Here is a 23,075-nt window from a genome sequence, read left to right as displayed (position 1 = left end):
ATACATATGGAAAATGCCTTTAAATTACTATTTGAAACAATTGAAGAACGAAAGGGAAATCCACTTCCTGAATCGTATACAAATTATTTATTTTCAAAAGGAGAAGATAAAATTTTAAAGAAAATTGGTGAAGAATGCACGGAAGTAATTATCGCATCTAAAAATAATGACAAAGAAGAATTAGTGAAAGAAATGGTTGATGTATTGTATCACTGCTTTGTTTTATTAGCTGAAAAAAATATATCATTAGAAGATGTTATGGAGGAAGTGACAGAAAGAAATGGGAAGCTTTCGCGAGTAGGGGACAGAAGTGAAATAGATACGTTATAAGGGGGAAATGTAGATGAAGGTGGATTATCACATTCATTTAGAAGAAGGGCCATATTCAATAGGATGGCTAGCTAAAATAAATGAAGTGTTACAACATTATGAACCACTTAAAGAAGAAAAACATTCTATGGAATGGCTTGTGAAAACACAAGAACGCCTGCAAAGACGTGTGAAAGAAGGGCCATTTACAACGAAATGGATTGATTTATATTTAGAAGAAGCTTTGCGAAAAGGTATAAAAGAAGTTGGTATTGTCGATCATTTATACCGTTTTTATGAAGCGAAAGAATACTATGAAAGATATGTCGATATAAGTAATTCAGGGCTTGGTCGTTTACAGAAGGGATGGTTAGACCAAGTAAGGGTAACGTCACTGCATGATTTTACAAAGGCAATTGAAGAGGCGAAAGAACGATGGAGTAAACGAGGCGTGACGCTAAAACTTGGAATTGAAGCGGATTATTTTATTGGTGGTGAACAAGAATTACAATCTTTACTCGCATTAGGAGATTTTGATTATGTAATTGGCTCTGTTCATTTTTTAAATGGATGGGGATTTGATAATCCAGATACGAAAGAATATTTTAAGGAACATGACTTATATGCTTTATATGATACGTTTTTCAAAACGGTTGAGTGTGCAGTTCGCTCTAATTTATTTGATATTATAGCTCATCTTGATAACATAAAAGTATTTAATTATCGGTTAGATGAAAATGAACAACTTTCTTATTATAAGGAAATTGCGCGTGCGTTAGTAGAAACAAATACGGCAACGGAAATAAATGCGGGATTGTACTATCGCTATCCTGTGCGCGAAATGTGTCCGAGTCCGCTATATTTACAAGTACTAGCTAAGCATGGCGTTCCGGTTACTCTCTCCTCAGATGCTCATTATCCGAATGATTTAGGAAAATATGTGGCAGAGAATATAAAGACGTTACGTAATCATGATATTTCTCACGTAGCTACATTTACGAAACGAGTAAGAACGATGAGATTACTGGAAGAAGAAGTAACAATTTCAAAATGATCACGATTTTTTGATGAAAACCACCCTTTTTGTTCAAAATAAGAAAGAATAAAAAGGAGGGTAAGAAATGGCGAAACAACAAAATAAACAAAATGTACAAGATGCACAGCAACAAGCTTATACTTCTGAAACGAATGCTACATCTCAATCAGTTATTGAGGAACAAATTAGCGATACAGTTGCAGAAGGAACGATCGATGCAAAGCTTGGACAAGAATCGCAAGAGAAAGCGTAAGAAAAGGGGAGAGATGAATCTCCTCTTTTCTTATGGGTAAAAAATGTCGATTTTCAAAACTATGATCAAATTCCTTGGTTTTTATAGGTGGATTTCTTACAATGAAAGATAAGAGATATCTTATTTTTTATAGAAGAGGTGTTAGTAGTGGCAAAAATATTAGTAGCAGGGAAAATTCCAGCAATCGGATTAGAACTATTAAAGGATCATGATGTAGAAATGTACGATAAAGATGCGTTAATTTCTTTAGATGAATTAACAGATCGTGTAAAAGATAAAGATGCATTGTTAAGTCTACTTTCTACAAAGGTGACAAAAGAAGTTATTGATGCGGCACCTAATTTGAAGATTGTTGCAAACTACGGTGCTGGTTACGATAATATTGATTACTCGTATGCCGGAGAAAAAGGGATTGCGGTAACGAATACACCGAAAGTATCAACTGAAGCGACAGCAGAATTAACATTTGCACTTCTTTTAGCAGCTGCACGTAGAATTCCTGAAGGCGATACATTATGTCGTACAACTGGATTTAATGGATGGGCGCCATTATTTTTCTTAGGCCGTGAAGTACATGGTAAAACAATTGGAATTATTGGCCTTGGAGAAATCGGAAAGGCAGTTGCAAAGCGTGCGAAAGCGTTTGGAATGAATGTTTTATATACAGGTCCAAATCGAAAGCCTGAAGCTGAAAGTGAACTGGAAGCAACATATGTAACATTGGAAGAATTATTACAAACAGCAGACTTTATTACAATTAACTGTGCTTATAATCCGAAATTGCATCATATGATTGATGATGAACAGTTTAAAATGATGAAGAAAACAGCGTATATTGTAAATGCTTCACGTGGACCAATTATGAATGAAGCGGCACTTGCTCATGCATTAAAAACGAATGAAATTGAAGGAGCAGCTCTTGACGTGTTTGAATTTGAACCGAAAATTACAGAAGAGTTAAAAGGATTAAAGAATGTAGTACTTGCTCCTCACGTAGGAAATGCAACATTCGAAACTCGTGATGCGATGGCTGAAATGGCAGTAAGAAATATTTTAGCCGTATTAAACGGTGAAGAGCCTGTAACACCTGTAAATCAAAAAGTAGTAGTTACAAAATAAAAAGAAACCTTCCGGAATCGGAAGGTTTCTTATTTTTCTTTATTTGCTCTTTTAGATGGTCTTTGTCTAAGAAATTGAGATAGCATATACAAAATATATAGTGGAATAGCAATGAATAAGAAAACAGAAAAATTACCGAACCCTGTTTGGTACATTGTGATAATGATTCCGACTAGAAATAGTGTAATAATGATGCTATATCGTGGAATTGGTACATCTTTTAAACTTGGGATACGAATGCGGCTCACCATTAAAAATGCGAACGTTACAAATACTGTAATAAGAACGATTTTGGGAATGGTATGTGAAAATAATGTTAAGAAAGCAACAAGCCCTCCCGCTGCTGTAATCGGTACCCCAGTGAAATATTTCATTGAAGTAGAAGATGGTGTTACATTAAATCTTGCTAAACGGTATGCTCCGAAAAGAGGGAATAGTCCCGCTATGTATAGTCCGATGATTCCGTAATTGGAGAAAGATGTGTAATACATGAGAACAGCAGGTGCTGCACCAAATGTTACGACATCCGCCAGCGAGTCAAGCTCTTTTCCCATTTGTGAATCAACACGTAATAAACGAGCAACACGCCCATCAAGACTATCTAACATCATCCCGATAAGTACTAAAATAGCAGCTGATTTATAATATCCTAAAGATGCATAGCCGATTGACAAGAATCCACTATATAAATTTCCGAGCGTAAATAAGTTTGGAATAGCTGCTCTATACAAAATCTGATCCCTTGCTTTCTGTAATAAATTCTTAATTAGTTTATGAAATTTTACTTATTTTATCATACCATAAATTTCTTCCTCATACGAAAAAAATTCCCAATTTGTGAAAGATTTCATAGCGGAATGATTTGAAAAATAAGTAAAAAAAGAAGCAACTTTTATAAAAGTTGCTTCTGGCGCTATTCAAATTTCGTTGTCATTGTTCCGGTTTTATAACGATTGTTAGGGTCGAAACGTAATAAGTCTCCATAAATGAGTTTGTCGGAGAGTTTCAATTCAGTTTTTGCTTTTTCAATATTTGGTTGACATAATGAAATGTCCGCTTCTTCACCTGTATTTCGTTTATAGCACATGTTTTTTGTATAAACATAGTTTTCCGAAACGAAGCTACCATCACGCATTACCATAAGTGGATCTTCTTCTTTAATAAATAGGTCAGTCCCAAATTCAACTGATTGATTTGTTTTAATACCAAGTAAATGAAGTAGCGTCGGTTTAATATCAATTTGACCAGATACTTTAGAAATGACTTTTCCTTCTTGACCAGGTACATGAATAATGAGAGGGACGCGTTGTAATTGCATAGAATCAAACGGTGTAATAGCGTCTTTCCCAAGGAACTGAGCCATAGCTGCATTATGGTTTTCAGAAATACCGTAATGATCTCCATAAATGACAATAACGGAATTATCATACAGTCCTTCCTCTTTTAATTGTTTAATAAATAGTTTAAGAGCTTCATCCGTGTAACGAACGGTTGGGAAGTAGCGGTTTACAACACCACTTTCCGAATTAAACTCATCAACATATTGATCTTCTGGATTTAGAAGAAATGGAAAATGATTTGTTAAAGTAATAAATTTTGTATAGAACGGTTGTGGTAAAGATTTTAGCTTTGGAATTGATTGTTCAAAGAACCCTTTATCTTTTAATCCCCAACCGACAGACATTTGTTCTGTGCCTACGTAATCATTTAAATTAAAGTAACGATCATATCCAAGTGCAGGATACATTACATCACGATTCCAAAACGTTTTATCGTTTGAATGGAAGACAGCAGAAGAATATCCGTATTTTTTTAATTGTTCTGGTGTAGCTGTATATTCATTTGTTGCGTGAGTAAAGAATACAGAACCGCGGTCTAGCGGATAAAGTGAATTTTCAACGATAAATTCAGCATCAGAAGTTTTACCTTGTCCCGTTTGATGATAGAAGTTATCGAAATAAAAACTATCTTTAATAAATTCATTTAAAAATGGAGTGATTTCTTTTCCATTTATTTTTTTATTAATAACAAAACTTTGTGTAGATTCCATTGAAATCAAAATTACATTTTTACCTTTTGCAGCTCCAAATAAGTTTTTATCAACTTGCTTATCTTTTGAGTCTGTATAGTTTTTAATTTCAGAGAACCCGTCACCACTTGCAAATACACGTTCAGCCGAAGATTTAGATTGAAGTGTAATATCAAATAGATGATATGTGTATAAACCTAAATTTTTCACGACAGTTTGACGATCAAATGAGCGTGAGAACATTTGTGGCTTATAAATAACTGAAACGACAATTTGTAATGCTAATAGAGCTGTTACACCGCTAAAGAAAGTTCGCTTCTCAGAGCGAGAAAGTGGCGTCTTGTCGCAAAATGCTGGGAATTTACGTGAAAGAAACATTAAAATAATTGCATCTGCAAATAAAAGTAATGTTTTGTACGTAAAGAGTTCTTTTATACTTGTCCCTAAATCAGCCATATTATTTGTTTGAAATAAAACTGGGAACGTAACGAAATCGTTATAAAACCCATAAAACATTGCATTTCCAAATAAAATAAAGGACAGTATAAAACTGATTCCAACTATAATGCGGTTTCGGTGTTTAGATGCAAGTAAAGCAAAACCGAAAAATAAAAGTAACGCAGCTAGTGGATTAATAAAAAGCATAAATTCTTCAAAGAAGTTATCAATTTTAATATCAAATGCTAGCTTGTACACAATATATGTTTTTATCCATAATAAAACGACTGCAACGAGTGCAAATCGCAGTTTTGGAAACAGATGTTGTAGCATAATATACTCCTCTCCTAAAAAGCATGACAGTTCTTGTGAGCCGGTTTGATTAGCGCCTCATTTTATATATACGAACAGTCCTTTGTTATTATGTTTATTATACTATGAGTATCATTATACGAAAATAAAAGAGAGTTGTGGACTTTTTTATAATAATTGAGTAGAAAAAGGGCAGTGGGAGACAATAAAACGGAGTTTCTATGTATGATAATTATCGTGCGCAGAAAGAATCGTGTAATAATACGGAGGTTATAATGCGAAAATTATTATATTTTATAGTATGCAGTAGTGTTATACTTTTTGCTTCACCGAGTGTGTCGGTAGCCCAATATGATGCACCTCTTATGGAAGATGCCCTTTATTCTGTTTTATTTCCGAAAATAAATAAAGCAATTGAAAAACAATATGGGAGCTTGAAGCCTTATCAATGTCCTAAAATTATTAGTTTAAAAAAAGTGTATAGCGGTACATATTTATTTCAAGCAAGTATTGAAGTAACGAAGTATGAACGAGTTGCTGGGAAAATTGCTCCACCATTTGAGAAGGTAACGATTACATTTAATAATGAAGAAGGGGAATGGGAAGTGTCAAAGATTTCAGTAAAGCGCTTACCAAATGATACGAAATTAAACTGTAAAAAAACAATATAAAAAATTGTTTGACAAATAAAATGGTCCTTTGGTATTGTTAATAGCAACAATTAGATGTTTGAAAATTAAATAGACTTACCTCATCTACTCTCAAAGGTAGAGGCCGCGATAGGAAAGAGTAAGCTATGGGAGATTTAATGGAATCTGTGATCATAGGTTGAAAGGGACTATTGCCGAAATATACGAATAACCATCTTATTCATATATTGGGACTGCATTGAATAAATGTAGTACTGTCATAATATTTATTTTATGGAGAGCTATTTGGAGATGTTGATGCGGTTTCTTATTTTGAGGAGATAACAACTCGTTTATTTTTTCAATATATATTTTTCCTAATAAGAAACGCGTGTGAACATTGTTCCGCGCGTTTTTTGTCTATCTAAAAGCGTGCTGCAATGAATAGAAGATTGGGGTTATGAGTTTTAGAGGAAATAAGGGAGGAATTCAAATGTATTTACACGGCACAAGCCGAATCAATGGGCAAGGACACTTAGAAATTGGAGGGTGCGATACGACGCAGCTAGCAAAACAATACGGAACACCACTTTATGTATACGATGAAGAGTCAATTCGAGGAAAGTGTCGCGCGTTTCATCGTGCGTTTAAAGAAAGTGGTTTCTCTTATCAAGTAGCATATGCAAGCAAGGCGTTCTTGTGCATGGAGATGTGCCGAGTAGCTCGTGAAGAGAATATGTCATTAGATGTTGTTTCTGGAGGAGAATTATATACTGCGCTGCAAGCAGGATTTCCGGCATCACGCATTCATTTTCACGGCAATAATAAAACAGAAGAAGAAATTGTGATGGCTCTTCAGGCGAATATTGGTTGTTTTGTCGTAGATAATTTCTTGGAATTAGAAATTTTGCATGATTTAGCAGTGCAACATGGGAAATTTGTGAACATATTAATTCGTGTAACGCCCGGAGTAGAGGCGCACACACATGAATATATTACAACAGGCCAAGATGATTCGAAATTTGGATTTGGCGTGTCAAATGGTCAAGCGATGCAAGTGATTGAGATTGCTTTACAAAAATCAAATTACAATGTGTTAGGAATTCATTCACATATCGGATCACAAATATTTGAAACGGCCGGCTTTGTGCGAGCGATTGAAGTTCTTCGTCAATTTTTAGAACAAGTGAGAGAGCGAACAAACTATGTAGTAAAAGTGCTAAATGTAGGCGGAGGATTCGGAATACGCTACACAGAGTCAGATACACCATTAACTCTTGAGACATATGTGCGAGCTGTAACAAGTGCTGTGAGGGAACAATTTACAGTATGTAATTATCCCCTGCCAGAAATATGGGTTGAACCAGGCCGTAGTATTGTAGGGGATGCTGGAACGACAATTTATACAGTCGGATCTGTGAAAGACATTCCTGGTATTCGGAAATATGTATCAGTGGATGGTGGGATGACTGATAATTTAAGACCTGCTTTATATAACGCTCGTTATGAAGCGATGTTAGCGAATCGAGGGAATGATGAGAATGAGGAACTTGTTTCGATTGCTGGGAAGTGCTGTGAGAGTGGAGATATGTTAATTTGGGATATTGCTCTACCGAAAGTTGCTTCTGCCGATTTACTAGCAATTTCTTGTACAGGGGCATACGGGTACTCGATGGCGAATAATTATAATCGGATTCGTAGACCAGCTGTCGTCTTCGCGAAAGGCGGCACATCACAAATTGTTGTAGAACGTGAAACATATGAAAATATTATTGGGAACGATCGCATACGTATTAAAGAACTTGTTTAAATAGAGAAAAGGAGTTGTTCGGATGGGCAATTCCTTTTTTATAAAATAATTAAAATATATCGGAAAACTAGGATTGAAAAAAATCAGAATTGTGATAAAATACAAATACAAAGCTTATCAAGAGAAGCGGAGGGAACTGGCCCGAAGAAGCTCGGCAACCTGCTTATAGAAAGCAAGGTGCTAAATCCAGCAAAATGGAATCCATTTTGAAAGATAAGGTAAAATATATTACCGAACAGTCTTTTCGAAATGGGAAAGATTTTTTTTATGAATAAAAAGGGGGGCTGTTCGCGTGAGTGTACGGGAACATTTTGAGGAAGTATCTGAGAAAATTCAAGCGATGCTTGCTGATATGAAATATGGTTCAATTACAATTGTTGTGCAAGATGGGAAAGTCATTCAATTAGAGAAAAGTGAAAAGGTACGTTTAAAGTAAAAAGCGCTGACTAGAAAAACTAGAGGCGGTTTTAACCTATTATATTAGGTTAAAACCGTCTTTTTGCTTTTACAGGGGGAAAGAACATGTTGACGTATGAAACGTGGGAAGAAAATAATGTTTCATTTTCAGAAGAAGATGAAACGAAAGGCGCGCTATCAGTATTAAGTTGGGCTTATAAAGAATATAAAAGTGAAATTGTATACGCATGTAGCTTCGGAGTGGAAGGGATGGTATTGCTGCATCTTATAAACCAAGTAAATCCATCTGCTAAAGTTGTATTTTTAGATACGAATGTTCATTTTCAAGAAACGTATGAATTAATTCAAAAAGTGCGGAAACGATTTCCTTTATTAAATATTATAGAAAAACAGCCGGAACTTACGCTTGATGAACAAGCGAAGTTGCATGGTGAGAAATTATGGGAAAATAATCCGAACCTTTGTTGTAAAATTAGAAAAATTTTACCGTTAGAAAAATCATTAGCAGCGGAAAAAGCGTGGATATCGGGCTTAAGGAGGGAACAATCAGAAACGCGTAAGCATACAAAGTTTATAAATCAAGATCATCGCTTTCAATCTATTAAAGTTTGTCCACTTATTCATTGGACGTGGAAAGAAGTGTGGCGATATGTATACAAACATAGCTTGCCGTATAACCCGCTACATGATGTTGGATATCCAAGTATTGGGTGTGAGAAATGTACGTTACCTGTAGGTGAGGGTGGCGATTCGAGAGATGGTAGGTGGTCTGGGAAAGTGAAAACAGAATGTGGTCTTCATTACCAATAAGATGAGTTTGAAAATAAAGCTAAGAGAGGAAATAGAAAATGAGTACAAGAAACGAATTAATAAATCGTATAGACGAGACATACGACGTATCACAAATCGAAAAAGAAATTGAACTAGACAACATTGCGTTAAGTGATTTAGAGCTATTAGCGACAGGGGCATATAGCCCACTTACTGGTTTTTTAGGAAAGAAAGATTATGATTCGGTCGTAGAAACGCTTCGCTTAGCAAACGGGAGCGTATGGAGTATACCGATTACATTACCAGTAACAGAAGAAGTAGCAGAGAGTCTGAAAGCTGGAGAGGAAGTAAAACTTGTTAATGCTGAAAATGTATATGGTGTCATTCAAATAGAAGATATTTTTGTACCTGACAAGGAAAAAGAAGCGTTACTTGTGTATAAAACGACGGATGAGGCTCATCCAGGAGTGAAAAAATTATATGAACGACCGAACGTTTATGTCGGGGGAGCCATTATTCTTACAAAACGCTTTGAAAATAATCCGTTTCCTTCTTATCATTTAGATCCAATTGAAACGAGAGAAGAATTTAAAAAACGTGGTTGGAAAACAGTGGTTGGATTTCAAACGAGAAATCCGGTACATCGTGCCCATGAATACATTCAAAAATCTGCCCTTGAAATTGTAGATGGTCTCTTTTTAAATCCACTCGTTGGGGAAACGAAGTCGGACGATATTCCTGCTGATGTAAGGATGGAAAGCTATGAAGTATTACTTCAAAACTATTATCCGAAAGATCGTGTCTTTTTAGGTGTATTTCCTGCAGCAATGCGTTACGCAGGACCGAGGGAAGCGATATTCCATGCATTAGTCAGAAAGAATTTTGGATGCACCCACTTTATCGTAGGGCGCGATCATGCAGGAGTAGGAGATTATTACGGGACTTATGAAGCACAAGAAATTTTTACAAACTTTACAGTGGAAGAGTTAGGGATTACACCGTTATTTTTTGAACATAGCTTTTACTGCACGAAATGTGAAGCGATGGCTTCGACGAAAACATGCCCACATGGAAAAGAGGATCATGTCATTTTATCAGGTACGAAAGTAAGAGAACTATTAAGAAACGGTGAGGTTCCGCCGAGTACATTTAGTCGTAAAGAAGTAGTGGAAGTGCTAATTAAAGGTTTGAAAAAAGAAGTAGTAACAGAATAGGGAGAGAATGACATGGATACGAATATTACTTGGCATACAGCATCTGTTTCAAAAGATGAGAGAAGAGTAAGAAATGGGCATCATAGTTTTGTAGTTTGGTTTACTGGTCTATCAGCTTCAGGTAAATCTACGGTGGCGAACGCGGTTGCTCGTAAACTATTTGAAAAGAATATTGGAAACTATGTACTAGATGGAGATAATGTACGCCACGGTTTAAATAAAGACTTAGGTTTTTCTGAAAGTGATCGTATGGAAAACATAAGACGGATTGGTGAAGTGGCGAAGCTATTTGTAGATCAAGGTACTGTTGTTCTTACAGCGTTTATTTCACCGTTTCGAGTAGACCGAAAACAAGTAAGAGATCTATTAGCAGCAGATGAGTTTATAGAAGTGTTTGTAAAATGTCCAATTGAAGAGTGTGAAAAACGTGATCCAAAAGGGTTATACAAAAAGGCAAGACAGGGTGATATTAAAGAGTTTACTGGTGTTGATTCACCGTATGAGGAGCCAGAGAAAGCAGAGTTAATTGTAGAAACGCACAAGTATTCTATTGAAGAATGTGCAGAACAAATCGTGAAGTACTTACAAGAGCGTAGTTTTACCCCGCTATTTGCCGGGAAGTAGAACTCCCATCTCAAAATTTGGCTAGGGCAAAGAAGTTAGGTGGGAGATGAACTGCCCATTAATGCCCGATTGGTTCAACTAATAATCAGTGGGGGATGAACACTCCCCACTGATTAAAGTTTCACTTTATATAGGGGGATAAAAAATGAGTTATGAAAAAGTATGGGCTAACAATGAAAAATTAAATCAGACTGAGAAAAATAAATTAAAAAAAGATGGATTGGAAATCTTTAATGATATTCCTTACTATGCAGAAAATGGCTTCGAATCTATTCCAAAAGAAGAGTGGGACGCATTCAAATGGGCAGGGTTATATTTACAAAGACCGAAAGAAGCTGGATATTTTATGATGCGTGTAAATATTCCTTCAGGGATTATTACGAATGCACAGGCAGAAGTGCTTGCTTCTATCGCTGAGGATTATGGGCGTGACGTAATAGATATTACGACAAGACAGGCGATTCAGTTTCATTGGTTAGAAATTCATCAAATTCCAGATGTTTTTAAAAGATTAGCAAGAGTTGGGTTATCTTCAGCTGGGGCTTGTGGTGATATAACGCGTAATATTACAGGGAATCCACTTGCTGGTATTGATGCAAATGAACTGTTTGATACAACTGGTATTGTGAAAGAGGTATATGACTATTTCCAACATAATGAAGAGTTTTCTAACTTACCACGTAAATTTAAAATGTCTATTAGTTCTAACATTTATAACTCAGCAAACGCAGAGATTAACTGTGTTGCATTTACACCTGCTACGAAAGAAATAGATGGTGAGAAAAAAGTTGGTTTTCATATAAAAGTAGGTGGTGGATTATCAGCTCGTCCATATTTAGCTGATGAATTAGATGTATTCGTTTTACCAGAAGAAGTGAAGACGGTAGCGATTGCGATTGCTACGATATTCCGTGATTTTGGATACCGTGAAAAACGTCATTTAGCTCGTTTGAAATTTCTAGTTGCAGACTGGGGAGCAGAGAAATTTAAAGAGAAACTAATAGAGTATATAGGACCATTGCAAAGTAAAGGAGAAAGTGCTCTCAAAGGATGGAATGCGGGATACTTTTATGGTGTTCAAGATCAAAAACAAGATGGACTAAAATATGTAGGTTTTAATGTGCCGGTAGGACGTCTACATGCAGAAGAAATGTTTGAGATTGCAAGAATTGCTAAGCAGTATGGAAATGGACAGATTCGTACATGTAATTCGCAAAACTTCATTATTCCGAATATTCTGCCGAAAAATGTAAAAGGTTTACTAAATGAGCCGTTGTTTGAAGCGATATCAGCAAGTCCGAAATCATTTATTGGTCATGCGGTTTCCTGTACCGGTATTGAATATTGCAATCTTGCTTTAGTAGAAACGAAAGAAAGATTACGCAAAATCGCAGAGTACTTAGATACACAAATTGCACTCGATGTTCCAGTTCGTATTCATATGGTAGGATGCCCGAATTCATGTGGGCAACGTCAAATTGCTGACATTGGATTACAAGGGGTGAAAATGAAAACGAAGGAAAAAGGAATTGTTGAAGCATTTGAAATATACGTAGGTGGAACGTTGTTAGATGGCGGTGCTTACAATCAAAAGTTAAAAGGGAAAATAGATGGCGAGGATCTACCTGAAGTACTTGCATCATTTATAAGTTATTTCAAAGAGAATAAATTACCAGCTGAAACGTTTTATGATTTTGTCGGTCGTGTTGGTATAGAGACATTACAAATAGCGTTAAATACCGTGTTAGAAGAAGTAATAGCGTCTTAGGAGGGACAATATGGACTTATATCGATTTGAAGCTGTGTTAGTAAATAGTATTGTTCCGATTGTTGTTGTTGCTCAAAGTGAAGAACAGGCATTTAAGCTCGCGGAGATAGAGCTTGAAAAGCATTTTTTACCGTTACCAGAAGTAAAGGAGATTTCCCTATTTGAAAAAAAGAAGATTCGAAAAGGTGCAGCATTTGTTATTCATGAGTAGGGAAAAGGTAATAAGAAATAATGAAAACTTCCATTCGTATATAAGGATGGAAGTTTCACTTTAATAGTAGAAATGAGGAGAGATGATGGGGAAGGTTTATATCGTTGGTGCAGGTCCTGGTGATCCAGAGTTAATTACTGTGAAAGGGTTGAAATGTATTGAGAAGGCAGACGTTATTTTATACGACCGTCTCGTGAATAAAGAGTTACTTTCATACGCAAAGCCTGAAGCAGATTTAATTTATTGCGGAAAACTACCAAATTATCACACGATGAAGCAAGAGACGATTAACACGTTTCTTATTAAATATGCGAAAAAGGGAAAAGTTGTAACGAGACTTAAGGGCGGCGATCCATTTGTATTTGGTAGAGGAGGAGAAGAAGCTGAAGCGCTAGCAAAGCAAGGTGTACCATTTGAAATCGTTCCTGGTATTTCAGCTGGAATAGCTGCTCCTGCTTATGCTGGCATTCCAGTGACACATCGTGATGCAAGTGCAAGTTTTGCTATTGTGACAGGGCATAGGAAAGAAGGTGCTGAAGAAGAAGTGAAGTGGGAAAATTTAGCGAAAGGTGTAGAGACTTTAGCTGTATATATGGGGGTTAGCAATTTACCCTACATAAGTGAACAACTGATGAAGCATGGAAAAGACAAAAGTACACCTGCTGCTATTATTGAACGGGGAACGACATCAATGCAGCGCACAGTTGTTGGGACGTTAGGAACAATTGTGGATGTTGCAAAAAAAGAACAAATTCAAAATCCGAGCATGATTGTAATTGGAGAAGTGGTCCGTTTTAGAGAAAAAATCCATTGGTTTGAGAAACAGACAGAAAGTACCTATCAAGTAAGTGGAGTGTTATAAAATGAAAGCCATCTTATATATATGCCATGGAAGTCGTTTGAAAGCAGCTAAAGAAGAAGCGGTTGCATTTATTACGTCATGCATGAACCGTGTAGAGGCAAGTATTCAAGAAGTTTGTTTTTTAGAGTTAGCGAGTCCAACGATTGATGAAGGGTTCCGTACATGTGTGAAGCGTGGTGCTACAGAGATTATTGTTATTCCAGTTTTTTTATTAGCGGCAGGTCATGTGAAAAAAGATATACCGTTTGAATTGGAAAAGTTAAATAATCAATTTTCGAATGTTAAAGTGAACTACGGTAACCCGTTTGGTGTATCAGAAACACTTGTGAAATCGGTGTATAGCGGAAGTGGCATTGAACAGGAAGATAAGAATGAAGTGACGCTACTTCTCGTTGCAAGAGGGAGTAGTGATCCTGAAGTATTAAGAGATATAAACTGGATTGCTTCTTTATTTCAACATGAAGAGAAAATTAAAAAAGTAGAGGTTTGTTATTTAGCGGCTGCCGAGCCGAAATTTGAGGAGAAGTTAAAGGAAGTTGTTGAACGAAAAGAAAAGAATATCGTTGTACTGCCTTACTTATTATTTACAGGTTTACTTATGAAACATATTGAAAAAGAAGTGCGCCAATATGAGTTGGATGAGATAAAAATAAGTCCGTATTTAGGAAAGAATGAAGCATTTCAATATATGTTAATTCAGAAAACGAAGAAATTATTGAAGGGAGATCAATATGTATCCACTTACAGTGCGAGTTGAGAAGAAACGTGTTGTTGTCATTGGTGGAGGAAAAGTCGCGGGATTCAAAATTATTCCTTTACTAAAACAAGGTGCGGATATAGTTGTGATAAGTCCTGAATTGAATGCGAATTTAGTGAAACTAGTGGAAGAAAAGCAAATTCGTTGGTATCAAAGGGAGTATGAAAAAAGTGATATTCAAGGTGCTTTTTTAGTTGTTGCAGCGAGTAGTGATGCCTTATTAAATGAACAAATTGCTGAAGATAGCACAGAGAATCAATTAGTAAATGTTATTACGAACCCGGAAAGTGGCAATGTTCATTTTCCGGCGGCGATTCATCGTGGATTATTGAATGTGGCTGTTTCTACTGGAGGAGCAAGTCCGAAACTGGCAAAAAAAATTCGTGATGATATCGCAAATAAATATGATGAGGCGTATGGATCGTATCTTGATTTTTTATACGAAGTTAGAATAAAAGTGAAAGAATTACAAATAGAGAAAAGAGAGAGAAATATATTGTTGCAAGAAGTATTAAAGTCGATATATGTTCAAAATGAACAAAAAAGAGAATTGTTTTTACAAGAATTAGAGAGAAGAGTTCATATAGGATAATGAATAAATTGTACTTTACAACTATAAAAATATAATTTATAATCACAAGTAACTTCAATAAATGAAATCGATGAGCAAGAAGAGTATGTATATTTGATACGTTCAGAGAGCTGGGAGAAGGTGTGAGCCCGGTACGATAAAATATACAGAATGGGCTTGCGAGAGGTATGTTGAACATTGTAGTAGGCAACCCGGGTTCCGCCGTTAAAAGGATAGAGTATCGGAATTTTCCTGTACTTGAACAAGTGGGATTTATCAATCCAATTGAGGTGGTACCACGGTATTTACATTACATATATCGTCCTCTACATGCATATTTGCGTGTAGGGGACTTTTTTATTTTCTAAAGGAGGTGTGCGAGTATGAAATGAAAGTGTATAATTAACAAAAGTTTAAATATTCAGAAAAGGAGAATTTATGATGAAACAAACACAGCAATGGACGTCGAAAATAGGCTTTGTACTCGCAGCAGCCGGAGCCGCAGTAGGTCTTGGTGCCATATGGAAATTTCCGTATGTTGCAGGTAATGGTGGGGGAGGCGCATTCTTCCTTGTATTTTTACTATTAACTTTATTTATAGGTATGCCCCTTCTAATAGCGGAATTTGTCATTGGACGTAGCACCCAAAAAGAGGCAGTTACAGCTTATAAAGTACTAGTACCAAATAGTAAATTATATCCTTGGATTGGTCGTATGGGAGTTGTAACTTGTTTTAGTGTACTCTCTTTTTATAGTGTTGTAGGTGGATGGATTTTATTGTACTTATACTATAGTGTTACAGGAAGCTTTTGGAATGGTGTTGTTGATTATGGAAAATTATTTGGTGAAACGATTTCAAATCCAGTAAGTGCGATTGGAGCGCAATTTATCTTTATGCTTTGTACTATTTTTGTAGTAAGTAAAGGTGTAGAGAAGGGAATAGAAAAGGCAAGTAAGTATATGATGCCGCTATTATTTATTTTGTTTATTGCAATCATTATTCGTGCGTTAACACTCGATGGTGCTTTTGCTGGGGTAGAGTTCTTCTTAAAACCAGATTTTTCAAAGCTGACAGCAGATACGATTTTATACGCGATGGGACAATCGTTCTTCTCACTAACAGTAGGTGCCTCAGTAATGGTCACGTATAGTTCGTACTTGAAGAAAGAAGAACATTTAGCTAAATCAGCAACATCTATTGTAAGTTTAACTGTTTTTATTACAGTACTTGCAGGATTAGCAATTTTCCCGGCGATTTTCGCATTAGGCGTTAAGCCGACTGAAGGACCAGGACTACTGTTTATCGTCCTTCCAGCAGTATTTGCGAAAATACCATTTGGACAATTTTTCTTCATTATGTTTTTAGTTTTATTTTTCTTTGCAACTTTAACATCTGCGATTTCCATGCTTGAAATTGTAGTAGCATCTGTTGCGAAAGATAATGAGAAAAAGCGTCCGTCAGCATCATTATTAATTGGTATTCTTATTTTTGCAGTTGGAATCCCGTCAGCATTATCGTTTGGAATTATGAGTGATGTGAAAATATTTGGTAAGACATTTTTTGATTTCGTTGATTTTTCGGTAAGTAATGTATTACTGCCGCTCGGAGTATTAGCCATTTCGCTATTCGTACCAAATAAAATGAGTAAAGAAATGTTAATGAAAGAATTAGAAGTTACGGAAACGAAAGGGAAAACATTATTTAATATTTGGTTCTTCTTGCTTCGTTATGTTATTCCAGTAACGGTAATTATTGTATTCTTAAATGCGATAGGCGTATTTAAAATGTTTGCATAATAAAAAGACGGAGATTTCTCCGTCTTTTTATTATGTTGTAGGTGTATTCACTAAACGATTATACGCTTTATAGGCTGTGACGACTGCAATGAATGATCCGATTAAAAATAGTGCTGAGCCGCCAAATGTAAATAACCGGCCAATGTAAGTTTCTCTAGCTTCTTCTATTTTCTGTTGTAATTGTGTATTCATATGATTCACCTCGTAAAATATAGGCATTTAGTTGTAGTCTATGTGGAATGCCTATAGTGTGTGAAAAGTAAAGAAAAAACTCGGTGTGCACCGAGTTTTTTTCTATAATCCGATATAAGGAGATGGATCAACTGCATTTGTCTTGCCGACATTCCATTCTCCAAGGTGAAGTTCGAAGTGTAAATGTTGTCCGTATGATTGGCCAGTATTACCCATAAATCCAAGTTGAGTACCTTGTTTTACGGTTTGTCCATTTGATACAGAACGGCTACTCATATGAGCATATACTGTCGTATATGTTTTTCCGTTTATACGGTGAGATAAGTACACAACGTTTCCGTAACTAGATGATAATTCCGAGCGGATAACAACGCCATCAGCAGCGGCAATAATTGGAACGGTTCCTGAAGCTGCGATATCGATTCCTTTATGGTTATCTATAGAGCGCACGCCAAACCCAGAAGTTTTTGATCCAGCTGCTGGCTTAATAAACCCACCAATATTTGTATCGTGTGGTGTTGGAGCTGCTTGAGCTGTTTGAGCAGATGTAGTAGCTTGTTTACGAGCTTCTTCCGCCTTGCGAGCTTCTTCAGCTTTACGAGCCTCTTCGGCACGTTTTTCTTCTTCAATTGCTTTTTGAACAGCTTGACGCTGATTTTCTAAAATGCCTTTAGATTCTTCTAATCCTTCAATCTCTGAATCTACTTTTGCTACTTTCGTATGTAGATCGCTAATAAAGGTTTGCTGCTGTTGTTGGTTATTTTGTAATTCTTGCTGTTTTTGTTCTAATTTTTGCTCGGATTCTTTCAGTTGTTGCTCTTTTTTCTCAACAGCCTCTTTTTCTTTCGCCACAGCATTTTGGTCATTTGTTTGTTTTTTCACAATATCTGTATCATTGTTTAAAATTAAACTTACAGAGTACATATTATCAACAAGATCAGCAATGTTTGTAGAATTTGTTAATACCTCTGTAATGATGTTTGTACGAGGTTTTTCTTGCATAGATTGTAAACGTTGTTTAATAACTTCCTGACGCGTATCTATGTTTGTTTGTAATTGCTCTATATGTTTCTTTTTTTCAGTAATTATTTGTTGTGTTTTACTAATTTCTTTTTTTGTATCGTTTAATTCAGCTTCGTTTTTATTAATAGAAGTAGTTAAGTCATCAATTTTCTTTTGTAATTCTTGAATTTCTTTTTCTATTTGTTCTTTCTCAGCTGATTTATTTTGTAAGTCATTTTGTTTTCCTTCTAATTCAGATTGAATATTAGATAATTTATCTTGATTCGTTTCAGCGTATACGGGTGAAAGTAACGGAGAAACAAAAAGTGTTCCTGCTGCTAAAACACTAAACGCTGCAAATTTCTTTTTCATGGTTGTCTGGCTCCTTTCCCTATGAATGTTATATATCATAAGAAGAAGAGTGTCTATCGTTGTAACCATAATGTAAAGAAAATTTTATAAAGTTGCTAAGTTTTGTCGGAATTTATCATTTTTCAACAGTATTTGTAATGGTGATTTTATTTTTTTAGTTTGTGCAACAAAGCTGTATTCTAGATTTTATCTGTAAAATAAAGGGAAACAATCGTGATTTTATATAGTGAAAATCAAGTTGAAAACCCACTAAAATACTAGTGAGGAATCGTTCTCATGTTAGGTTTTCTGACATGGGTTTTATTTTTGTCAAGAAAATTATTTGTGTTCAGGAAAAGTTATTTTGTTGTCAGATTTAATTTTTTGATTTATGATTTTTAACAGGGACAAAATGTAGTGAATTGTCGAATAATATGTAATACTCTTAATTTCAAGTTTTATAGATATAGAATGAGAGGTAGAGTGACACATCGAAGAGGGGGTTACAACAAATATGAAAAGAATAGGACTTGCATGGCAAATTTTAATTGGACTTGCCCTAGGTATCGCGGTGGGGGCAATTTTTTATGGCGATAGCACAGTTGTAGGGTACCTAAAACCAATTGGTGATATTTTTATCCGATTAATTAAAATGATCGTTGTGCCGATTGTTGTAGCAAGTATTGTTGTTGGAGTTGCTGGTGTTGGCGATGTTAAAAAACTAGGCCGATTAGGCGGGAAAACAATTCTTTATTTTGAAATTATTACAACAATTGCAATTGTTGTTGGTCTACTGGTAGCGAATATTTTCCAACCAGGAAAAGGCGTGAATATGGATCAATTAACAAAGACTGATATTTCTAAATATGCAGAAACAACAGCTCAAGTACAAAGTCATTCGTTTGCAGATACATTTGTGAATATCGTTCCAACGAATATTATGAAATCATTGGTTGAGGGCGATATGCTTGCGATTATCTTCTTCTCTGTACTATTTGGTTTAGGAGTTGCGGCGATTGGTGAAAGAGGAAGACCGGTTCTGCAATTTTTCCAAGGTGTAGCAGATGCGATGTTTTACGTGACTAACCAAGTTATGAAATTTGCACCGTTTGGTGTATTCGCATTAATTGGTGTAACAGTTTCGACGTTTGGTTTATCTTCATTAATTCCATTAGGGAAATTAGTCATAGTTGTATATGGTGCGATGATTTTCTTCGTTGTAGTCATACTAGGACTTACAGCGAAAATATTTGGAATTAACATTTTCCAATTCTTTAAGATTTTAAAAGACGAACTGATCTTAGCATACTCTACAGCAAGTTCAGAAACAGTTTTACCGAAAATCATGGAGAAAATGGAGAAGTTCGGTTGTCCGAAGGCAATTACATCTTTCGTTATTCCGACAGGTTATTCATTTAACTTAGATGGATCAACTTTATATCAAGCAATTGCAGCTATTTTCTTAGCGCAAATGTACGGTATTGATTTATCCATTACACAACAAATTACATTATTACTCGTATTAATGGTTACATCAAAAGGTATTGCGGGTGTACCGGGCGTATCATTCGTTGTATTATTAGCGACACTTGGTACAGTAGGTATTCCAGCTGAAGGTTTAGCCTTTATCGCTGGTATTGACCGTATTTTAGATATGGCTCGTACAGCAGTTAACGTTGTAGGTAACTCTTTAGCAGCTGTAGTTATGTCTAAGTGGGAAGGTCAGTATGACGCTGAAAAAGGACAAGCTTATTTGAAAGAGATTTCTGAAAAAGGTCAAGCAGCTTAATTATAATTTGAACAAGCTCTCACATAATATGTGGGGGCTTTTCTATATAGAAGGGGAGCGGACGTAATGAAACGTAAATATGGTGACGGTTCTTCGTGGAAGCGACTAATAGAGAAGGATTATGTGGTTAAGCAAGTGGAAGAAGGAATGCTAGGAATATTAGAAATAAAAAAGGTAAGAGAACCTAGTTGTAAAGAATATAATGGTAAAGAACTTTGTATCGCAGGGAATCAATATACGTGGATTCAATATTTCATAGACGGGAAAAATTTTGCGATTACAGCTATGTTAGATGATCAGAAAAAATTAGTGCAATATTATATCGATGTGGCGAAAGAATATGAAATAGATGAACGTGGTTTACCGTATTTTGATGATTTATATTTAGATGTAGTGTTATTACCGAACGGTAAAATGTATATATTGGATGAAGATGAGCTAGAGGATGCTTATAAAAGTGGCGATGTTACAAAAGAAGAGTATGAGTTAGCTTGGTACACTACGAAATGGATAATAGATGCAATAAAAAATAGCGAATTTTATTGGATTTCAATATTGGAAGAAGAAATCAAAAAGTTAAAATGATTGTTGTATTCAAATTTTTGTATAATTACCAAAAAAATCTATACAAAAAATAATTGACTTTTGTTTTGTAAGCGAGTAAAGTTAGGGAAGAAATTATTATTAAAAAATAAATATGAAACCTTCTTATAAAGAGAGGCGGAGGGACTGGCCCTACGATGCCTCGGCAGCGGACTCGATTTCAGAGTGCTGTGCCAAATCCAGCAAGCATTGTGCTTGAAAGATGAGAAGAGCGTTCCTTATAGATGTATAAGACCTCTTCTCATTGGAAGAGGTCTTTTGTTATTCATTAGAAAAAGGTTGAAACTAGGGAGAGATGGTACTTTGAAAGAAACGAGAGGAAATGGTTTGGCTTTATTACCACTTGGGATATTTTTGGCGCTATTTATTGGTTCTGGAATTATTACAGGTGATTTCTATAAATTGCCGATACTTGTAGCAATTTCAATTGCTGTAGGAGTCGCTTTAGCAATGAATCGTAAAGAAAGTTTTAATGTAAAAGTAGAACGATTCGCTAAAGGTGCAGGGAACCCGGATATTATGATTATGGTTTTAATTTTTGTACTGGCAGGAGCGTTTTCTGAAACGGCAAAAGGGATGGGTGGCGTTGATTCTACAGTTAACTTAGCGTTATCCATTTTACCGCAAGGATTTATCGTAGCTGGAATTTTTGTTATAGGGGCATTTATTTCATTAGCAATGGGAACTTCAATGGGAACAATTGCTGCATTAGCACCAATTGCTGTAGGTATTAGTGGACAAACTGATATCTCAATTGCACTTACGATGGCTACTGTTGTTGGCGGGGCGATGTTTGGTGATAATTTATCATTTATTTCAGATACAACAATCGCAGCTGTACGTTCACAAGGAACGGAAATGAAAGATAAGTTTAAAACGAACTTTTTAATTGTATTACCAGCAGCTATTATTACAATTGTACTATTAGTAATCGTTACTTTAGGAAGCGACACGCAGATTAAAGCGCATAGCTTTGACTGGATAAAGATTTTACCGTATGCAGGAGTACTTATTACAGCATTACTTGGTTGGAATGTACTTATTGTGTTAACTGGTGGAACTGTACTATCTGGCGTTATCGGTCTTTTAGATGGGAGTTACACATTAGAGAGTTTCTTTAAAAGTGTAACGGCTGGAATGGGCGGTATGATGGAGTTAGTATTACTTGCTATTTTAATTGGCGGTATGGTCGAACTGATTCAATATAATGGTGGCATTCAATATTTAATGAATATTTTAACGCGTAACATTCGTTCAAAAAAAGGAGCAGAGTTCGGTATCGCTGGCTTAGTGAGTATGACGAATATGTGTACAGCAAATAATACGATTTCTATTATCTTTACAGGTCCGCTTGCGAAAAACATTGCAGATCAATATGAAATTGATCCTCGTAAATCAGCGAGTGTATTAGATCTTTTCTCATGCTGTGTGCAAGGATTAATTCCGTATGGTGCGCAAATGTTAACGGCAGCAGGATTTGCGGCGTTATCTCCGATTGAATTGTTACCATATGCGTTTTATCCGATTTTAGTTGGAGTATGTGGAATTATTTCTATATTAATTGGTTTCCCGAAGTTTTCTAAAGTAGCGGGAAAGAAAGAGTATCACAAAACAGCATAATTTAAAATGAAGTTTATGAATAATAACGAAAGCCGTACAGAGAATGTTCTCTGTACGGCTTTTTTTGCGATAAAAGAGTGAATCATCCTATCCTACCGCATATTTTTACAAAAGGCTGAATGCAACTCAGTCTTAAGTCTGAGTCGAAAACGGTTCTTAAGCTCGTTATGGAAAAGTGAAAAAATAGTTAAGATAAGAGTATCAAATCGAAGGGAGGCAAGCACAAGATGAAACAATTTCTAGCGTTTATCGCGGCTGGTATTTTAGCTTTAATTGCTCTTGGCAGTCTTGCTGGTATTATAGGATTCGCAATTGGAGCAGGAGTTGTGTACTGGAGCTATAAATCATTTGTGCGAGCACAATCATTTTTTGGAAAGTTAGCTTGGGGTATTGTTGGTTTGATCGGCTTGTCCATCGCCCTTTCTCATTCCCCAGCATTAATCGGTATCGCAGCATTAGTAGTTTTATACTACGGATACCGTGAGTGGAAAAAAGAAAAAAATGTAGTTGTTGATTCTGCAACAGAAAGTTCTAAACCATATAGCAACTTTGAAGATGAGTGGAACAAGTTAATGAAAAACTAATAAAAAA

The 23,075-nt window shown here is 35.8% G+C and carries 24 protein-coding genes, 3 riboswitches and 1 other annotated feature; of the genes, 20 read left to right on the top strand and 4 right to left on the bottom strand.

What is annotated here, in order from left to right:
- Positions 1 to 6: 6 nt before the first annotated feature.
- The 4 genes from hisI to QEP67_RS20755 all read left to right on the top strand — a co-directional run bounded on the left by hisI (position 7) and on the right by QEP67_RS20755 (position 2,717).
- Positions 7 to 330 carry a phosphoribosyl-ATP pyrophosphatase gene (gene hisI, locus QEP67_RS20770; RefSeq protein WP_000426349.1) on the top strand — a complete coding sequence of 108 codons (324 nt, stop codon included), beginning with the start codon at positions 7 to 9 and terminating at the stop codon, positions 328 to 330.
- 13 nt (positions 331 to 343) lie between these two features.
- Positions 344 to 1,363 (top strand): histidinol phosphate phosphatase domain-containing protein, encoded by a 1,020-nt coding sequence (locus QEP67_RS20765; RefSeq protein ID WP_064473259.1) that lies wholly within the window; start codon positions 344 to 346, stop codon positions 1,361 to 1,363.
- A gap of 67 nt (positions 1,364 to 1,430) precedes the next feature.
- A complete protein-coding gene (locus QEP67_RS20760) occupies positions 1,431 to 1,598 on the top strand; it encodes a DUF4025 domain-containing protein (protein ID WP_001118875.1) in 168 nt (55 codons plus the stop codon).
- 147 nt (positions 1,599 to 1,745) lie between these two features.
- Entirely contained in the window at positions 1,746 to 2,717 is a 972-nt protein-coding gene (locus QEP67_RS20755) for an NAD(P)-dependent oxidoreductase (protein ID WP_001062817.1), read from the top strand.
- 29 nt (positions 2,718 to 2,746) lie between these two features.
- On the opposite strand, the gene pssA is transcribed toward QEP67_RS20755, so the two are convergent.
- Positions 2,747 to 3,448 carry a CDP-diacylglycerol--serine O-phosphatidyltransferase gene (gene pssA / locus QEP67_RS20750; RefSeq protein WP_000285422.1) on the bottom strand — a complete coding sequence of 234 codons (702 nt, stop codon included), beginning with the start codon at positions 3,446 to 3,448 and terminating at the stop codon, positions 2,747 to 2,749.
- A gap of 182 nt (positions 3,449 to 3,630) precedes the next feature.
- A complete protein-coding gene (locus QEP67_RS20745) occupies positions 3,631 to 5,517 on the bottom strand; it encodes an LTA synthase family protein (protein WP_000939068.1) in 1,887 nt (628 codons plus the stop codon).
- A 254-nt stretch (positions 5,518 to 5,771) separates the two neighbouring features.
- On the opposite strand from QEP67_RS20745, the gene QEP67_RS20740 reads away from it, so the two are divergent.
- The 12 genes from QEP67_RS20740 (at position 5,772) to QEP67_RS20685 (ending at position 16,927) form a co-directional block, all read left to right on the top strand.
- Positions 5,772 to 6,167 carry a DUF3888 domain-containing protein gene (locus QEP67_RS20740; protein ID WP_001228833.1) on the top strand — a complete coding sequence of 132 codons (396 nt, stop codon included), beginning with the start codon at positions 5,772 to 5,774 and terminating at the stop codon, positions 6,165 to 6,167.
- Between the two features lie 89 nt (positions 6,168 to 6,256).
- Positions 6,257 to 6,438, top strand: a riboswitch (Lysine riboswitch).
- Between the two features lie 180 nt (positions 6,439 to 6,618).
- The gene (gene lysA / locus QEP67_RS20735) at positions 6,619 to 7,935 is read left to right on the top strand and encodes a diaminopimelate decarboxylase (RefSeq protein WP_353706398.1); all 1,317 of its coding nucleotides are present in this window, start codon (positions 6,619 to 6,621) and stop codon (positions 7,933 to 7,935) included.
- Positions 7,936 to 8,046: 111 nt separating this feature from the next.
- Positions 8,047 to 8,155: riboswitch (SAM riboswitch) on the top strand.
- A gap of 72 nt (positions 8,156 to 8,227) precedes the next feature.
- Positions 8,228 to 8,371, top strand: coding sequence for a YezD family protein (locus tag QEP67_RS20730; RefSeq protein WP_000116163.1), 144 nt, complete (start codon positions 8,228 to 8,230; stop codon positions 8,369 to 8,371).
- Between the two features lie 86 nt (positions 8,372 to 8,457).
- Positions 8,458 to 9,162: a phosphoadenylyl-sulfate reductase gene (locus QEP67_RS20725; protein WP_048566773.1), complete on the top strand. Its 705-nt coding sequence runs from the start codon at positions 8,458 to 8,460 to the stop codon at positions 9,160 to 9,162.
- 38 nt (positions 9,163 to 9,200) lie between these two features.
- Positions 9,201 to 10,337: a sulfate adenylyltransferase gene (sat, locus tag QEP67_RS20720; protein ID WP_046955252.1), complete on the top strand. Its 1,137-nt coding sequence runs from the start codon at positions 9,201 to 9,203 to the stop codon at positions 10,335 to 10,337.
- Between the two features lie 12 nt (positions 10,338 to 10,349).
- Positions 10,350 to 10,961 carry an adenylyl-sulfate kinase gene (cysC, locus tag QEP67_RS20715; protein WP_000380518.1) on the top strand — a complete coding sequence of 204 codons (612 nt, stop codon included), beginning with the start codon at positions 10,350 to 10,352 and terminating at the stop codon, positions 10,959 to 10,961.
- A gap of 145 nt (positions 10,962 to 11,106) precedes the next feature.
- Positions 11,107 to 12,729 carry a nitrite/sulfite reductase gene (locus QEP67_RS20710; protein WP_353706397.1) on the top strand — a complete coding sequence of 541 codons (1,623 nt, stop codon included), beginning with the start codon at positions 11,107 to 11,109 and terminating at the stop codon, positions 12,727 to 12,729.
- Between the two features lie 10 nt (positions 12,730 to 12,739).
- Positions 12,740 to 12,940 (top strand): DUF3906 family protein, encoded by a 201-nt coding sequence (locus QEP67_RS20705; protein WP_000366913.1) that lies wholly within the window; start codon positions 12,740 to 12,742, stop codon positions 12,938 to 12,940.
- 85 nt (positions 12,941 to 13,025) lie between these two features.
- A complete protein-coding gene (gene cobA, locus QEP67_RS20700) occupies positions 13,026 to 13,802 on the top strand; it encodes a uroporphyrinogen-III C-methyltransferase (protein WP_000521292.1) in 777 nt (258 codons plus the stop codon).
- Position 13,803: 1 nt separating this feature from the next.
- Positions 13,804 to 14,559, top strand: a complete 756-nt coding sequence (locus QEP67_RS20695) for a sirohydrochlorin chelatase (protein WP_074651075.1) — start codon at positions 13,804 to 13,806, stop codon at positions 14,557 to 14,559.
- A complete protein-coding gene (locus tag QEP67_RS20690; RefSeq protein ID WP_353706396.1) occupies positions 14,534 to 15,151 on the top strand; it encodes an NAD(P)-binding protein in 618 nt (205 codons plus the stop codon). Before QEP67_RS20695 ends, QEP67_RS20690 begins: the two co-directional genes overlap by 26 nt.
- A gap of 61 nt (positions 15,152 to 15,212) precedes the next feature.
- Positions 15,213 to 15,460, top strand: a binding site (T-box leader).
- Between the two features lie 111 nt (positions 15,461 to 15,571).
- Positions 15,572 to 16,927: a sodium-dependent transporter gene (locus tag QEP67_RS20685; RefSeq protein ID WP_000815082.1), complete on the top strand. Its 1,356-nt coding sequence runs from the start codon at positions 15,572 to 15,574 to the stop codon at positions 16,925 to 16,927.
- 30 nt (positions 16,928 to 16,957) lie between these two features.
- Here the strand turns inward: QEP67_RS20685 and QEP67_RS20680 are convergent, their stop codons facing one another.
- Together QEP67_RS20680 and QEP67_RS20675 are read right to left on the bottom strand one after the other, a co-directional pair.
- Complete coding sequence (locus tag QEP67_RS20680; RefSeq protein ID WP_001096004.1) at positions 16,958 to 17,119, bottom strand: hypothetical protein; 162 nt, start codon at positions 17,117 to 17,119, stop codon at positions 16,958 to 16,960.
- 102 nt (positions 17,120 to 17,221) lie between these two features.
- Positions 17,222 to 18,493: a M23 family metallopeptidase gene (locus QEP67_RS20675; protein WP_000726103.1), complete on the bottom strand. Its 1,272-nt coding sequence runs from the start codon at positions 18,491 to 18,493 to the stop codon at positions 17,222 to 17,224.
- 493 nt (positions 18,494 to 18,986) lie between these two features.
- Between QEP67_RS20675 and gltP the strand changes: the two genes are divergently transcribed.
- From gltP to QEP67_RS20655, 4 genes are all read left to right on the top strand, one after another.
- A complete protein-coding gene (gltP, locus tag QEP67_RS20670; RefSeq protein WP_000821144.1) occupies positions 18,987 to 20,261 on the top strand; it encodes a glutamate/aspartate:proton symporter GltP in 1,275 nt (424 codons plus the stop codon).
- A gap of 66 nt (positions 20,262 to 20,327) precedes the next feature.
- Positions 20,328 to 20,846, top strand: a complete 519-nt coding sequence (locus tag QEP67_RS20665) for a DUF402 domain-containing protein (RefSeq protein WP_353706395.1) — start codon at positions 20,328 to 20,330, stop codon at positions 20,844 to 20,846.
- Positions 20,847 to 20,966: 120 nt separating this feature from the next.
- Positions 20,967 to 21,073, top strand: a riboswitch (SAM riboswitch).
- A gap of 94 nt (positions 21,074 to 21,167) precedes the next feature.
- Positions 21,168 to 22,484, top strand: a complete 1,317-nt coding sequence (locus tag QEP67_RS20660; protein ID WP_000665482.1) for a Na+/H+ antiporter NhaC family protein — start codon at positions 21,168 to 21,170, stop codon at positions 22,482 to 22,484.
- 227 nt (positions 22,485 to 22,711) lie between these two features.
- Positions 22,712 to 23,068, top strand: a complete 357-nt coding sequence (locus tag QEP67_RS20655; protein ID WP_000808635.1) for a hypothetical protein — start codon at positions 22,712 to 22,714, stop codon at positions 23,066 to 23,068.
- The last annotated feature ends 7 nt before the right edge of the window (positions 23,069 to 23,075 follow it).

Origin of the sequence: Bacillus cereus group sp. MS39 (assembly GCF_040448665.1) — a bacterium.
Lineage (GTDB): Bacteria > Bacillota > Bacilli > Bacillales > Bacillaceae_G > Bacillus_A > Bacillus_A wiedmannii.
The sequence above is the reverse complement of the archived record's forward strand: the minus strand, read 5'-3'. Positions and strand labels throughout refer to the sequence as shown.

Bases quoted from the DNA above. Each gene is read 5' to 3' on its own strand.
- hisI (WP_000426349.1), top strand. From the start codon at position 7: ATGGAAAATGCCTTTAAATTACTATTTGAAACAATTGAAGAACGAAAG.
- QEP67_RS20765 (WP_064473259.1), top strand. From the start codon at position 344: ATGAAGGTGGATTATCACATTCATTTAGAAGAAGGGCCATATTCAATA.
- QEP67_RS20760 (WP_001118875.1), top strand. From the start codon at position 1,431: ATGGCGAAACAACAAAATAAACAAAATGTACAAGATGCACAGCAACAA.
- QEP67_RS20745 (WP_000939068.1), bottom strand. From the start codon at position 5,517: ATGCTACAACATCTGTTTCCAAAACTGCGATTTGCACTCGTTGCAGTC.
- QEP67_RS20740 (WP_001228833.1), top strand. From the start codon at position 5,772: ATGCGAAAATTATTATATTTTATAGTATGCAGTAGTGTTATACTTTTT.
- lysA (WP_353706398.1), top strand. From the start codon at position 6,619: ATGTATTTACACGGCACAAGCCGAATCAATGGGCAAGGACACTTAGAA.
- QEP67_RS20725 (WP_048566773.1), top strand. From the start codon at position 8,458: ATGTTGACGTATGAAACGTGGGAAGAAAATAATGTTTCATTTTCAGAA.
- sat (WP_046955252.1), top strand. From the start codon at position 9,201: ATGAGTACAAGAAACGAATTAATAAATCGTATAGACGAGACATACGAC.
- cysC (WP_000380518.1), top strand. From the start codon at position 10,350: ATGGATACGAATATTACTTGGCATACAGCATCTGTTTCAAAAGATGAG.
- QEP67_RS20710 (WP_353706397.1), top strand. From the start codon at position 11,107: ATGAGTTATGAAAAAGTATGGGCTAACAATGAAAAATTAAATCAGACT.
- QEP67_RS20705 (WP_000366913.1), top strand. From the start codon at position 12,740: ATGGACTTATATCGATTTGAAGCTGTGTTAGTAAATAGTATTGTTCCG.
- cobA (WP_000521292.1), top strand. From the start codon at position 13,026: ATGGGGAAGGTTTATATCGTTGGTGCAGGTCCTGGTGATCCAGAGTTA.
- QEP67_RS20695 (WP_074651075.1), top strand. From the start codon at position 13,804: ATGAAAGCCATCTTATATATATGCCATGGAAGTCGTTTGAAAGCAGCT.
- QEP67_RS20690 (WP_353706396.1), top strand. From the start codon at position 14,534: ATGTATCCACTTACAGTGCGAGTTGAGAAGAAACGTGTTGTTGTCATT.
- QEP67_RS20685 (WP_000815082.1), top strand. From the start codon at position 15,572: ATGAAACAAACACAGCAATGGACGTCGAAAATAGGCTTTGTACTCGCA.
- QEP67_RS20680 (WP_001096004.1), bottom strand. From the start codon at position 17,119: ATGAATACACAATTACAACAGAAAATAGAAGAAGCTAGAGAAACTTAC.
- QEP67_RS20675 (WP_000726103.1), bottom strand. From the start codon at position 18,493: ATGAAAAAGAAATTTGCAGCGTTTAGTGTTTTAGCAGCAGGAACACTT.
- gltP (WP_000821144.1), top strand. From the start codon at position 18,987: ATGAAAAGAATAGGACTTGCATGGCAAATTTTAATTGGACTTGCCCTA.
- QEP67_RS20665 (WP_353706395.1), top strand. From the start codon at position 20,328: ATGAAACGTAAATATGGTGACGGTTCTTCGTGGAAGCGACTAATAGAG.
- QEP67_RS20655 (WP_000808635.1), top strand. From the start codon at position 22,712: ATGAAACAATTTCTAGCGTTTATCGCGGCTGGTATTTTAGCTTTAATT.